10 protein-coding genes are annotated in these 13,642 nt (G+C 65.8%); 7 read left to right on the forward strand and 3 right to left on the reverse strand.

Annotation, left to right across the window (positions count from 1 at the left end):
* Positions 1-84: 84 nt before the first annotated feature.
* Positions 85-822, reverse strand: a complete 738-nt coding sequence (locus CH302_RS08125) for a hypothetical protein (RefSeq protein WP_371828430.1) — start codon at positions 820-822, stop codon at positions 85-87.
* A 207-nt stretch (positions 823-1,029) separates the two neighbouring features.
* Between CH302_RS08125 and CH302_RS08130 the strand changes: the two genes are divergently transcribed.
* The 3 genes from CH302_RS08130 (at position 1,030) to CH302_RS08140 (ending at position 4,468) form a co-directional block, all read left to right on the forward strand.
* Positions 1,030-2,505: a FecCD family ABC transporter permease gene (locus CH302_RS08130; RefSeq protein WP_082323575.1), complete on the forward strand. Its 1,476-nt coding sequence runs from the start codon at positions 1,030-1,032 to the stop codon at positions 2,503-2,505.
* 83 nt (positions 2,506-2,588) lie between these two features.
* Positions 2,589-3,602, forward strand: a complete 1,014-nt coding sequence (locus CH302_RS08135; protein ID WP_230596235.1) for a FecCD family ABC transporter permease — start codon at positions 2,589-2,591, stop codon at positions 3,600-3,602.
* On the forward strand, positions 3,599-4,468 hold the full coding sequence (locus tag CH302_RS08140) for an ABC transporter ATP-binding protein (RefSeq protein WP_037189260.1): 870 nt from the start codon (positions 3,599-3,601) through the stop codon (positions 4,466-4,468). The genes CH302_RS08135 and CH302_RS08140 overlap by 4 nt, the downstream gene beginning before the upstream one ends.
* Positions 4,469-4,477: 9 nt before the next feature.
* Here CH302_RS08140 and CH302_RS08145 read toward each other — a convergent pair whose 3' ends face one another.
* Positions 4,478-7,045: a bifunctional lysylphosphatidylglycerol flippase/synthetase MprF gene (locus CH302_RS08145; protein WP_371828429.1), complete on the reverse strand. Its 2,568-nt coding sequence runs from the start codon at positions 7,043-7,045 to the stop codon at positions 4,478-4,480.
* Between the two features lie 68 nt (positions 7,046-7,113).
* Complete coding sequence (locus CH302_RS08150) at positions 7,114-8,415, reverse strand: alpha/beta hydrolase (RefSeq protein WP_037189971.1); 1,302 nt, start codon at positions 8,413-8,415, stop codon at positions 7,114-7,116.
* A 199-nt stretch (positions 8,416-8,614) separates the two neighbouring features.
* Between CH302_RS08150 and CH302_RS08155 the strand changes: the two genes are divergently transcribed.
* From CH302_RS08155 to gndA, 4 genes are all read left to right on the forward strand, one after another.
* Positions 8,615-9,031, forward strand: a complete 417-nt coding sequence (locus tag CH302_RS08155) for a BlaI/MecI/CopY family transcriptional regulator (protein ID WP_032398122.1) — start codon at positions 8,615-8,617, stop codon at positions 9,029-9,031.
* Positions 9,032-9,054: 23 nt separating this feature from the next.
* Positions 9,055-10,011 (forward strand): M56 family metallopeptidase, encoded by a 957-nt coding sequence (locus tag CH302_RS08160; RefSeq protein WP_037189259.1) that lies wholly within the window; start codon positions 9,055-9,057, stop codon positions 10,009-10,011.
* Positions 10,012-10,287: 276 nt separating this feature from the next.
* Positions 10,288-12,009, forward strand: coding sequence for a DEAD/DEAH box helicase (locus CH302_RS08165; RefSeq protein WP_037189258.1), 1,722 nt, complete (start codon positions 10,288-10,290; stop codon positions 12,007-12,009).
* A gap of 135 nt (positions 12,010-12,144) precedes the next feature.
* Positions 12,145-13,596, forward strand: a complete 1,452-nt coding sequence (gndA, locus tag CH302_RS08170) for an NADP-dependent phosphogluconate dehydrogenase (RefSeq protein WP_037189257.1) — start codon at positions 12,145-12,147, stop codon at positions 13,594-13,596.
* Positions 13,597-13,642 lie beyond the last annotated feature (46 nt).

Consider the following 13,642-nt stretch of genomic DNA (forward strand, 5'->3'; position numbering starts at 1 on the left):
GGAGTCACTGCAGCCCTCAGGACTCCGGCGCGGTCCGTTGGTACGAAGTCAGCATAGGCAAACCTTAGTTTTGGCGCAAGGCCTTCACGATGCCCGCAGTCTCGCTCGCCCCGGAACCCCGACGCGTGATCGCACGGGAGCACCGGCGGCGACCATGGCGTCGAGCAGCATCTGACCCCGGCGCGCACCTGCCGATGCGCTCGCCCCCGCCAGAATCGGCACATACGTCGAGGCCCCGAGGATGGCGTCACCCACCAGAGCCCAGAAGACACGCGCATCCAGCGGTGCGCGGTCGGCGATCGCCCGGAACACCGCGCCGAGCGACGTCGTGCATCGATGCGCAGTCCAGACCAACAGAGCCTGTTCACACGGAAGTGTGACCGTGCCGGGCTCACCCGCAGCGGAATCCTCGGGCAGCACTCGCAGGATCGGCGATGCCACTCCAGCCCAATCGATCCCGCCGTCACTGTCCATGTGGATCCACAGATTGTCGATGCCCGGATCCCAGGCGCGTGCCTCCAGAACCAGCAACGCGGCCACTCGTCCGACGACGGCGTGAATGAGGGCCGTTGCGACCTGCACTGCCGCAGCCTCGGGAACATCGAGATCCTCGAGCGATCGTCGATACATCTGCTCGACGCGACCGTCGTCGAGACCCACCGCCAACTGCCACCAACGGCGTTTGCCCTCGTTCGCCATGGCTGCCACCGCGTACATCCGCGGGTAATCGGGGTTGAGTGCACGCAGGGTCGCGCACGAGTCGGCCAACAGCGCCGCCCCGCCGGATCGACTCGAGAATCGATGCACATCGGCCCAGCCCATGTATGACGCTGTTGCAACTGACACCTGATCGCTCCTTAGGTTCTCGGCGGGTGCACGCGTCGCACCCCTACCCACTGAATGTAGGTTAGCCTAACCAGATCGTAAAGCGGGTCAGGCACCGCTACCCTTACCTCACCTCACATGCCGAGGAAGGGTTCCGTAACCTAAACCGAGTCCCTTCGAAAACAGCGAGGAGTCACGAGCACTGTGACAACAGCTCCGCTACTCGGCCCCCACGGCGCACGCCGGTCTTCCGACGAGCCGTACGGGACCGAAGACGTGCCCACCGGGCCGCCGCCGCGTAGCTCCCGCATCGCTGCAGCCGCGATCGACGCACTGATCGTGCTGGTCCCTCTGTTCGTCGGCTGGTCGATCGTCGATGCTCTTCGCGACGACAACGGCGGCGGCCAGGCGGACCGAATCGTGTTCGGCACCATCGCGGTGGGCGTCGCCGTAGCCCTGTTCGTCTGGAATCGCGGCTACCGCGACGGCAACGAAGGCCAGAGCACCGGCCGCCGCTGGATGGGTCTGACACTGCGTGACAGCGCCACGCACGGTCCCATCGGTGTTCGCCGTGCCCTCCGGCGCCAGTTCGGGATCGACGCTTCGTCGTCCGAGATCGTTCGAGAGAAGACCGCGGCAGCGGAGGGATTCGAGCCGATTCCCAAGGACGGTTCGGTCGCCGCGATTCGGCGCCGAAGATTGCTCGGCTTGGCCGTCCTGGTCGCAGCTCTCGTCGCCGGAATACTCGCCAGCATCGCCATCGGCGCGCGACCACTGACCTTCGCCGAAATCGCCCACGCCCTGCTGAATTCGACGGGCACCGACACCGACATCATCGTGCGCACGCTGCGAGTTCCCCGCACGGTGCTCGCGTTGGTCGTGGGAATTGCGCTCGGCATCGCAGGCGCTCTCATCCAGGGGCACACCCGCAATCCGTTGGCCGACGCCAGCCTGCTCGGCCTCAATTCCGGGGCGGCGTTCTTCGTCGTCATGGCCATCTACCTGTTCCGGTTCACCTCACCGAGTCAGTACCTGTGGTTCGCGTTCGCCGGTTCGGCGGTGGCGAGCATCGTGGTGTTCGGCCTGTCGTCGATCGGGTCCGGCAGATCGAGTCCGGTCAATCTCGCCCTGGCCGGAGCCGGCGTCGCATTCTTTCTCTCTGCCATGACCAACGCCGTCGTACTGCTCGATCAGACCAGCTTGGACGGCTACCGCTTCTGGGTGGTCGGATCCGTTGCAGGACGCGGTCTCGACGTACTGTGGCAGGTCCTGCCGTTCCTGGTGATCGGCGTTCTCATCGCGTTGGCGAGCACACCCGGCCTCAACGTCATGAGCCTCGGCGAGGACGTCGCACGATCGCTCGGGACCAACATCGCGGTCACCCGCACCGTCGGCATCCTCGCCATCACGCTTCTCACCGGCGCAGCGACCGCAGCATGCGGGCCCATTGCGTTCGTCGGCCTCGTCGTTCCGCACATCGCCCGCGCGGTGACCGGTCCCGACTACCGCTGGCTCGTGCCCTATGCGGGTCTCATGGGCGGCGTGATGCTCATGATCGCCGACGTCATCGGACGAGTCGTGGTGCGCCCGGGCGAGCTTCAGGTCGGCATCGTTCTGGCACTGATCGGAGCGCCGTTCTTCATCGCTCTCGTCCGACGCCGGAAGTTGGTCGGCCTGTGACCGCCGACCTGAAGTCCCCCACACCGACGCCCGGCCGGGGTGGCGTTCGCACCCGGCCGGCGTTCCGCTTCGGTCCGATCTCGATGGTCCGACGCCCACTGATGGTCCTGACGACCGTCCTCCTGGCGGCGGCACTGGTGCTGGTCATGTGCGTGAACATCGGCCGAGGCGACTTCCCGCTGTCGATCGCGCAGGTACTCGACGTACTGCTCGGCGGCGGTTCGAGGATCGAACGATTCATCGTGATGGACCTGCGACTGCCCCGATCACTGACCGGGCTCCTCGTCGGGGCCGCCCTCGGCATATCCGGCGCGATCACGCAGTCGATCTCCCGCAACGCCCTCGCCAGCCCGGACATCCTGGGCATCACCGCCGGTTCCAGTGCCGCGGCAGTCGCACTGATCGTGCTCGGCGGTGGCGGCAGTTTCAGCGGGCTGCTCGCCACCCTCGGCCTTCCTCTCGCGGCACTGATCGGCGGGCTGCTCACCGCGATCGCGATCTATACCCTCGCCTGGCGCAAGGGCGTCGACGGGTTCCGCCTCATTCTGGTCGGAATCGCCGTGAACGCGATGCTCACCGCGGTGATCGGCTGGCTGCTGATCAGCGCCGACATCAACGATGTCTCCCGTGCCCAGGTCTGGCTCAACGGGTCGCTCAACGGAGCCGATTGGGGCGCGGTCTGGCCGGTGGCCATCGCAGTCGTCCTCGTCGGCGGCGGAACCGTCGTCGCGACGTTCACACTGGGTGCCCTGCGACTCGGCGACGACAACGCACGATCGCTCGGTGTTCGCCTGCAACACAGTCAGGCCATGATGCTGCTCGCTGCCGTCGCACTCGCCGCGATCGCGACCGCCGCCGCGGGGCCCATCGGATTCGTCGCGCTCGCCGCTCCTCAGATCGCGCTGAGGGTGCTGCGAACGCCCGGCCCGCCGATCATCGCGTCGGCACTGCTCGGTGGATTGCTCGTCGTGGCAAGCGATCTGATCGCGCGCACGATTCTGCCGGTTGAGCTTCCGGTCGGCATCGTCACCTCGGCCCTCGGCGGACCGTTCCTGCTCTACCTACTCGTTCGCAGTAATCGAAAGGCCTCCGTATGACAACCAGCCACACCTCGCGTCTGATCGCGAACGATCTGAGCCTCGGTTACGGCGACCGCGTCATCGTCGAGCACCTCGATCTCGAGATCCACACCGGGGTCATCACCACGGTCATCGGACCCAACGGCTGTGGAAAGTCGACGCTGCTGCGTTCGCTCGGCCGTCTGCTCAAGCCCAAGGCCGGCAGCGTGATGCTCGACGGTCGGGCCATCTCTTCGATGAAGACCAAAGAAGTGGCACGCACCCTCGGGATGCTGCCTCAGGCACCGACCGCTCCCGAAGGACTGACCGTCGCAGATCTCGTGTCACGAGGTCGTCACCCGCACCAGTCGTGGATCAGGCAGTGGAGCTCGGACGACGAGGCCGAGGTGGCGAACGCACTCGAACTGACCGGGGTCGGTGACCTCGCCGACCGACCCGTCGACGAACTGTCCGGTGGCCAACGGCAACGCGCGTGGATCTCGATGGCGCTGGCCCAGGGCACCGACATCCTTCTGCTCGACGAGCCGACCACCTACCTCGATCTGGCGCACTCCATCGAGGTCCTGGATCTCGTCGACCGCCTGCACGACGAACTGGGCCGCACCATCGTCATGGTCCTGCACGATCTGAATCTGGCGATTCGCTACAGCGACCGGTTGATCGTGATGAAGCAGGGCCGGATCGTCACGTCCGGCAGGCCACAGGACGTCATCTCCGAGGAACTGCTCCTCGACGTGTTCGGCCTCGAAGCCGCCGTGATCGACGATCCGATGTCCGATCGTCCCCTCATCGTTCCGATCGGCACCCGGCACGTGTACGGGTCGGTCGGTGGACCCGTACGGTCCGAGAGCCACACCACCGCAGGTGCTTCCACCGAGCGGTAGCGCGCAGTCTCACCGCTCGATCATCGTGCGCACCAGCTTGACACCCTGACCGATCGACACGTCCGGCAGATATGCCCGGCCGATCGCATTGCCGATGCTGGGCAGTGCGGCCGGATCCGCGAAGGTCATGTGCATCGGCTCGTAGCGAGGCTGGAACTTCGACTTGAACGCCAGTAGGGAACGGAATCCGTAGACGGGTTCGAGCGTGCGTCCGAGAACGTCCAGCAGCCGCTCGAGCAGCCCCGACAGCGTCGACTGCTCGACACTGGAGACGTGTTCGGGTTGCTTCTCGTCGACCTTGGCCAGGGGTGCGCCCGAGAGACTGAGGAATCGGGCCCCCTCCTGCTCGAGCAGCAGAGCGGCCGATGCGATGAGGAACTCCATCGTGGGCCGGAAGCCCTCGGATCTGCGTCTCATGAAGTCGAGCGTCCATCCGACGATGACGCCGTCCTCGTACACCGGCATCCACGAGGTCACGCCGTGCACTGTCCGGTGCTCGTCGACGGCGATCAGGCACCGCACGTTCTCGTCGTCGACCTCCTCGAGACCGCCGAGGGTGAAGCCCATCTCGGGCATGCCCTTGTCCGCGACCCATTCCTCCGAGATCGCAGTGATCTGGTCCGTGATCGCCAGCGGAGCAGAAGGAAAACGAATCCACTCGGCGACGACGCCGGCCTTCTTCGCTCTGTTCAGTGCAGTCCGCACGTCCTGGAATCGCTTGCCGGTGAACGCAATTCCGTCCAGGTCGAGAACCGTTTCCTCACCGACCTGGATTCCACCCCAACCGAGGGAGTCGGTGATGCGGCGGACCTCGGGAGTGACCGAGTAGAAGCACGGGATCCAGCCGTTCTCGGACGCGAACTCGGCGAAGTCGACGACGTTGTCCCGCAAGGACTCCCGCGGACCGACCGGATCGCCGGTGGTCAGCGCCACGCCGGAGATGACCCGGTAGGCGACGTAGCTGCGACCGTCCGGGCCGAACCAGTACTTGTTGCCGCGCCAGGTCGTCATCCACGACAGAGCAGACCCACTGCTCGACATGAGCAATCCACGAGCGCGTTCGGTGGCGTCGGTCTCGGTGCCGTACACCGGGGTGAGGAACGTGCTGGCGGCGAGCACGCAGACCACCACCCAGAACACCACGCCGGTCCACTCGAAGAGCAGGGTCGTCGGAGTGCTCTGCGGTAACAGGGCGGGTTCGAGCCACTGCAGGTAGACCGGGGGCACCAGTCGTTGCGGGAAGTCCACCAGCAAACCGCCGAAGGACGGTGAATCGGCGAAGCCATCACGGGCCAGATATCCACCGATCGAGTAGATCAGGGCGAGTCCGACCGCCACTCCGACCACCGAGGCCGCCCATCGACGGTAGGTACCCGAAGGTGCCGAGACGTCGAAGAACTTGCGTGTGACGATCAGGACCAGCAACACGATCAGTGGCAGCAGGAACGGCACCGCAGTGCGGTACGCCGTCGGCGATTCCAACCCGTAGAACAGGGACTGGTCGTCACCGGACTCGAGGAACCGGATTGCGAAGTTGGCCACCGACAGTGCGAGCAGAATTCCCTGCGAGACCACCGCCATCGCCCACGCGAAACGCCTGCCTCGACGCAGGCCGTCACTGACCACGAGCAGGAACAGGGACGGCATGATGCTCAGGATCGTCGGGCCGACTCCCCCGAGTCTGAGATCGAGCAGACCACGACGGCATTCGACCGGATCGGTGGTCGCGTCGGCGCAGATTTCGCGCACCTCCGCCGCCGTGTACGGAACCCCCCGCACCACATCACGAAGTACAGCGAACGGCCCGACTGCATTGGGACTCAGGGCCGCCAGCACCGGGCCGAGGGCGCTCGCAGCGACGATCAGCGCAACCAGCACACGGCCTTCGCGTTGGGTACCCGCCAATCGAGGGCCCCGTGCAGATCGGCCGACGATCCACGGGCCCACGATCAGACCGATGACCGCCGCAGCGAGCCGAACGACATCCTGCAGGTGTCCACCGAACAGTGCCAACGTCACCAGCAGGGCCAGTACACCGACGCGGATTCGCCTGCGCCACAACGTATCCATCCGCGAGGTTGCGACCAGGACCACACCGAAGATCCAGGTCGTCGGGCCCACAGCGGTTCCGACGTGCAATCGGAATCCCCAGTCCGCGTCGAAGGTCTTGGCCAGGACCGCGAGACCGAGGCCGAACAGCGAACCGGCCACCTGCGTCACGAACGCCGCGACGGCGAAGCGACGCGATCCGATTCGCCGCTCGATCGGTGCGGCGGCGAGCAGCACCCCGATTGTGGCCACCACACAACCGGCGATGTTGGGCGCCGCCAGACCCGAGGTGAGCGGGGTCCACAGGTGCCAGTGCTCGAACGGCATGATGCCCACGGCGAAGTACTTGTCCATCTCGCCCCGGTTGTCCACGACCGCAGCAACGATCCCCATCACCCAGACGACGGCGAGCAAAGCGAAACTGACCGGTGCTCCCACGGCACCGAACACGATGAGCGCCCACACCCGCCGCAGCTGGCGCATCACGGCAGACGCACCCGATCTCAGTGACTCGGCGCGCTGGGACATCCACGACGGTTCGGCGGGTGTGGGTGGTTCGGCGTCCGCCGCGGACGGTCGTTCCGGATCGGTCACGTTCACGAAATCAACCCTGTTCTCGTTGCCAGCCACGGCAGCTCGCGTCGGAGCCCCTCCGACCACACCGCGAAGCTGTGTCCGCCCGGAACCTCCACGTACTGCACATCCATTCCGGCAGCCTTCGCCGCGTTGTACATCTCTTGCTGACCGGGTTTGTAGTCGTTGTCGTCCGACCCCACGACGAAAATTCCGGCCGAATCGGGGTACTGACGCGATTTCAGCAGGTCGAGTGGGTTCACGGCAGCAAACGCTGCCGGATTTCCGCCGAAGGCCTCCCGGACGGTGCGATCCCTGTCTCCGAGACTGGGCTCGGTCTGACCCGACAGGTCGAGGAAGGTGGGATAGACGTCAGGATGGTTTGTCGCCATCTGGATGGAACACGTTCCGCCGTAGGACAGTCCACCGATCGCCCAGTGTCGTCGATCCGGATCGACCTGAAGAGAACTGTCGATCCAGTCGGGTACGTCGCGCGAGAGGTACGTGTCGACGTTGCCCAGCGGTGAGTCGACGCACAGCGGGTTGTCGATCGGCGAACCGGTGCCGTCGGCCACGACCACAACGGGCGCGAGGCCGGCGTGGTCGCCGGCGAAGTCGTCCATCGTCTCGGCGAGCTTGCCGCCGTTGAGCCAGTCCTCCGGGTCGCCCGGCTGCCCAGCGAGGAGTACGAGTACCGGCAGCAGCGGACGTGGATCGGAGAAATAGGCAGGGGGAAGGTATATCTGCGCGTCGCGGGCAGAGAAGTTCGACGCCGTGGCCGGGATGGCAGCCGAGGTGATCCGTCCTGCGGACGGCATTCCTGCCGGTGAGGTCCATACGGAATCGAGCGGCGTTCCGGTGACGGTCCGAGAAACCGCCGCAGGCACGTCGGAGAACTGAATGCGGCTCGCGGATTCGACCCCCAGTGCAGTACCCACGGTCGGATACGCCTCGAACTTCAGGTTGATGTTCAGCGCCGAGACTGCGACAACGAGCACGGCCGCGACGACCGACGCTAACGTACCCACAACCCCGTGCGCCGCGACCGAACGTGGGGTCACCGCGAACAGGGACGCGAGGCCGACCCCGATCCAGACATAGATGGACGTCTCGATCGGATCCGGGAGTGGTCGCCACACCTTTTCGACGATCAGGTAACCGATCACGGTGACCACGACGGCCGCCGTTGCCGCAATCGGGAGCCCACGCGTCATGTACCGCCGCGAGCGGGAGACGAGCAGCCACACACCGCCGAGTACTCCGGCGACGACAACGATGACAGGCAACGGTCCGTCGATCAAAGAAAGGGAATCGAACCAATCCACGTGAGAGCTCCGCTCGTCTGACGGATTCGGACCGAGATGCGGCACGAACTACCGTCAGAATATTCGTCCGCGACACCGCGTCGATGGTGACCCGCCGAAATCCGGCAGCGGCGACTATGACCGAACGCACACCGCCTCGGCGGTCGGTACTACCACGAGTAGTACGCATCCGCGTCGGAGTAGCCGTAGACTCGGACGAATGGCTGGTCTTGGTGAACTAGAGCGCGCAGTGATGGACCATCTGTGGGAGTCGTCGGATCCCCAGACCGTTCGACAGGTCCACGAGGCACTTGCGACGCATCGCGAACTCGCGTACACGACGGTGATGACGGTGCTGCAGCGACTCGCGAAGAAGAAGCTGGTCGTGCAGCAACGCGACGACAGAGCGCACCGCTACGCACCGTTGCACGGCCGCGACGAGCTGGTCGCGAGCCTCATGGTCGACGCACTGTCGCAGGCGCCGGCATCGGGTGGACGCGCAGCGGCACTCGTGCACTTCGTCGGTCAGGTGGGGGCCGACGAAGCCGCCGCCCTCCGTGAGGCGCTGGCCGCGTTGGAAGTGGCACAATCGACATCGAAGTCCCCTTCGGCTGGAGATGGCCGTCCGACGGACTGACGCTCGCGGCAGTAAGTGAGGACATGAACTCGACGACTGCGCTGGTATTCGCAGTACTCGCGCTGATCCTGGCTGGGCCGGTTCCGGCAGTGCTCGCTCGCGCGAGTTGGCCGTACCGGTCACCACGCGCGGCTCTCGTGCTGTGGCAGGCGATCGCTCTCGCAGCGGTGCTCTCGGCTTTCAGCTCCGGTCTCGCGATCGGCGGACTGCTGCTGGTCCCAGGACCGGACGGTCGCCCCACCACGGCACCCACCGACGAGATCGACGCGCTCGGTCTCCCCCTGTGGATCCTCTACGTCGTCGTCCTCGCCATCACACTGGGTATCGGTGCCAAGCTCATGTTCTCGGTCGTTCGGGTAGCGGTCAGAACCCGTCGTCGACGATCCAGACATCGCGTGCTCGTCGATCTTCTAGATCGAAGCGACTTGGGCGAGAACCCTTTTCGTGGTCTTCGCGATGCAGACATCCGCGTACTCGACGCGGCCGAACCGATCGCGTACTGCCTACCCGGTCTGCGTCAGCGGGTGGTTCTCAGCCGGGGAACGTTGGCCAGCCTTTCCGAGGCGGAGATCACCGCCATCCTCAGTCACGAGCGGTCGCACCTGCGCGCCCGCCACGACCTGGTCCTCGAAGCGTTCACCGCCGTCAACGAAGCGTTCCCACGGATCGTCCGCAGCAAGTCGGCACTCGGCAGCGTGCAGCTGCTGGTCGAGCTGCTCGCAGACGACTCGGCAGTCAAGGTCACCGGACCCACTCCGTTGGCCAGGGCACTGGTCACGTGCGCCGGGTCCACCGCACCGCGTGGCGCGATGGCGGCCGGAGGTCCGCACACCCTCATCCGTGTTCAGCGCTTGAGCGGCCCGGGCAGCGATGTGCGCATCGCCGCGGCCGCCTACGCGGCGGCCGTCGTGATCCTCGTTCTTCCGACGATCTACGTGGCCATGCCGTGGCTGGAGGAACTGAGCAAGCTCGTCGGGTGAGTCCGTGCGCGATCGGGGTCGCACAGGTCACATCGACTCGACTCGAACAATTCGCGCTACGTCCCGTACAGTAGAGACCGGTCGCCATCGCGACCTAGCAATCGAAATGGCACAAACAGCCCCACTTTATGCAGTTCTCATCTGCATTCTGATGGCCAGGTGACAGTGCCCTGGCTCGTATCAATGTGTTCTGGCTGTTTTTCGTGTTTCCCGGTTATCGGGTGCTCTCAGCTTCGGGCTTATTGGCGTGCCCGTAATCCGGAGAGGCTTTACTGCGTGACCCACGCTGTTTCCAACACACCCGTTTCCACCACTTCCGACACCACGGCAGTCCCGACGCCCGCAGCGGCACCGGCCTTCACCTTCGCCGATCTCGGACTGCCCGAGGCAGTCGTCGCCGCATTGGCGCGCAACTCGATCACCGTGCCCTCCCCCATTCAGGAGAAGGCACTTCCCGACGCTATCGCCGGTAAGAACGTCCTCGGTCGTGCGCAGACCGGCTCGGGCAAGACCCTTGCCTTCGGCCTGCCGATCCTGCAGCGCCTGTCGCTGCACACCGACCGCCCGGCTGCCAAGCGCCCGCGTTCGCTCGTGCTGGTCCCCACCCGCGAGCTCGCGTTCCAGGTCGTCGAATCCCTCGCTCCCTATGCCAATGCCCAGGGTCTGCGAGTCATGCCCGCCGTCGGCGGCACCCCGTTCAACAAGCAGGTCGAGCAGCTCCGCCGCGGAGTCGACGTCCTCGTCGCCACCCCGGGTCGCCTCGCCGATCACCTCCGTCAGGGCACCTGCATCCTGGACTCCATCGAGATCACCGCGCTCGACGAGGCCGATCAGATGGCCGACATGGGCTTCCTGCCCGAGGTACGTGCCGTCCTCGCCGACACTCCGGCAGACGGACAGCGCATGCTGTTCTCGGCCACCCTCGACCGTGAGGTTCAGTCGCTGGTACGCCAGTTCCTGCCCGATCACGTCGAGCACTCCACCCAGGACGGCAAGGCCAGCGTCCGGACCATGGATCACTACGTCCTCATGGTCGACCGGGGTCAGAAGGATCTGGTTCTCTCCGAGATCGGTGCCCGCGAAGGCGGCCGCACCATCATGTTCGCGCGCACCAAGCTGGGCTGCGACGGAATCACCGACCGCCTGCGTGCGCTCGGTATCGCCGCGGAGTCACTGCACGGCGGCAAGGCACAGAATCAGCGCACCCGCGTTCTCGAGCGCTTCAAGAACGGCCGTACCCCCGTCCTCGTCGCCACCGACGTTGCCGCTCGCGGCATCCACGTCGACGGCATCGACCTGGTCGTCCACGTCGATCCGCCCGCAGACCACAAGGACTACCTGCACCGCGCAGGACGCACGGCGCGCGCAGGCGAGAAGGGCACCGTCGTCGCGATCGTGCTCCCCAACCAGCGTCGTCAGGTTCTGCGTCTGACCGGGATGGCCGGCGTCAAGGCCACCGCCGTCAACGTCTCGCCCGGTTCGGCCGAGCTGAACAGCATCACCGGGGCGAAGAAGCCGACCGGTGAGCCCCTGCGCGCCGAGTCCGCTCCCCGCGACCGGAACAGCCGTCCCGGATACCAGGGATCGAATCCCCGTAGCGGCGGTGGATACCAGGGCTCCAACCCGCGCAGCAGCGGTGGATACCAGGGCTCCAACCCGCGCAGCAGCGGCGGATACCAGGGCTCCAACCCGCGCAGCAGCGAGGGCTACCAGGGTGACCGTCCCCGCACCGGATACCAGGGTTCGAGCCCGCGTAGCGAGGGCTACCAGGGCTCCAACCCCCGCAGCAGCGGCGGATACCAGGGCTCCAACCCGCGCAGCAGCGAGGGCTACCAGGGCGATCGCCCGCGTCGCTCCGACTCGAGCTCGTACCGTGGCTCCGACAACCGTCGTCCCGCGTCCGGCCCCCGCCAGGACGAGCACCGCTCCGGAGGCTTCCGCAGCCGCACGGAACGCCGTTCGTACGACGGTTTCGACGGTCCGGCTCGCAGCCACTGATCGGTTCGTCACCGTGAGGTCGTGATCCGACCTGAACTGCACCAACGGGTGCCGCATTCTTCGCGAATGCGGCACCCGTTGTCGTTGCCGGGGGGTTGGCTCGCGCGAAATCTCTCGGCAGGGAAAGCTGTCGGTATGACCTCAGCAGCAGAACCGACAGAACTGGCTCAGATCGGAGTCACCGGACTCGCCGTCATGGGCTCCAATATCGCCCGCAACTTCGCCCATCACGGCCACACCGTCGCATTGCACAACCGCAGCGTCGCCAAGACCGATGCCCTGATCGCCGATCACGGCACCGAGGGCACCTTCATTCGCACCGAAACCATCGAGGAGTTCGTCGCCGCTCTCGCGAAGCCGCGCCGAGTGCTCATCATGGTCAAGGCAGGCGACCCCACCGATGCGGTGATCGAGGAGCTTGCAGGCGCGATGGAGGAGGGCGACATCATCATCGACGGTGGTAACGCCCTGTACACCGACACCATCCGTCGCGAGGCGGCCATGAAGGAGCGCGGTTTGCTCTTCGTCGGTGCCGGTATCTCCGGCGGCGAAGAAGGCGCTCTCAACGGACCGTCGATCATGCCCGGTGGTCCGGCAGAGTCCTACAAAGCCCTCGGGCCGCTGCTGGAATCCATCGCAGCACAGGTCGACGGCACGCCGTGCTGCACCCACATCGGACCCGACGGCTCCGGCCACTTCGTCAAGATGGTCCACAACGGCATCGAATACGCCGATATGCAGCTCATCGGTGAGGCGTACAACCTGTTCCGCGATGCCCTCGGCTACACGCCGGCTCAGGTAGCGGACGTGTTCACCGAGTGGAACAACGGTGATCTGGAGAGCTACCTCGTCGAGATCACCGCCGAGGTTCTCCGCCAGGTCGATGCAAAGACCGGTCAGCCTCTCGTCGACGTGATCGTCGACGCCGCGGAGCAGAAGGGCACCGGTCGCTGGACCGTCAAGGCGGCCCTCGACCTCGGCGTTCCCGTCACCGGTATCGCCGAGGCGGTGTTCGCTCGAGCTCTGTCGGGGTCACGCGCTCAGCGCAAGGCAGCCGTCGGGCTCGCCTCGGGAGCACTCGCCGACAAGCCCACCGACGCCGAGCAGTTCACACACGACATCAGTCGGGCTCTGTATGCGTCGAAGATCGTCGCCTACGCACAGGGCTTCGATCAGATCGCCGCGGGCAGTACCGAATACGACTGGAATCTGCATCCCGGTGACCTCGCCACGATCTGGCGCGGCGGCTGCATCATTCGCGCTCGGTTCCTCGATCGCATCAAGGACGCGTACGACGACAACGCCGAACTGCCGAGCTTGATCCTGGCCCCGTACTTCCGTGATGCCATCGAGAACGCCATCGACAGCTGGCGTCGGGTCGTCATCACGGCGGCCTCGTTGGGCATTCCGGTCCCCGCGTTCGCGTCCTCGCTCTCCTACTACGACGCGCTGCGGGCAGAGCGTCTACCTGCCGCTCTGACCCAGGGACAACGAGACTTCTTCGGGGCGCACACCTACGAGCGAACCGACTCGGAAGGAAAGTTCCACACTCTGTGGAGCGGCGATCGTTCCGAGATCGAAGCCTGACCGACGATCGTGCGCCGGTGGCGCTGCGTGCATCACGCAGCGCCAC

The organism is Rhodococcus sp. 15-2388-1-1a, from assembly GCF_002259145.1.
Lineage (GTDB): Bacteria > Actinomycetota > Actinomycetes > Mycobacteriales > Mycobacteriaceae > Rhodococcoides.

Coding starts and splice junctions, on each gene's coding strand:
- CH302_RS08155 (WP_032398122.1), top strand. CDS start 8,615: ATGGCTGGTCTTGGTGAACTAGAGCGCGCAGTGATGGACCATCTGTGG.
- CH302_RS08140 (WP_037189260.1), top strand. CDS start 3,599: ATGACAACCAGCCACACCTCGCGTCTGATCGCGAACGATCTGAGCCTC.
- CH302_RS08135 (WP_230596235.1), top strand. CDS start 2,589: ATGGTCCGACGCCCACTGATGGTCCTGACGACCGTCCTCCTGGCGGCG.
- CH302_RS08125 (WP_371828430.1), bottom strand. CDS start 822: ATGGGCTGGGCCGATGTGCATCGATTCTCGAGTCGATCCGGCGGGGCG.
- CH302_RS08160 (WP_037189259.1), top strand. CDS start 9,055: ATGAACTCGACGACTGCGCTGGTATTCGCAGTACTCGCGCTGATCCTG.
- gndA (WP_037189257.1), top strand. CDS start 12,145: ATGACCTCAGCAGCAGAACCGACAGAACTGGCTCAGATCGGAGTCACC.
- CH302_RS08145 (WP_371828429.1), bottom strand. CDS start 7,045: ATGTCCCAGCGCGCCGAGTCACTGAGATCGGGTGCGTCTGCCGTGATG.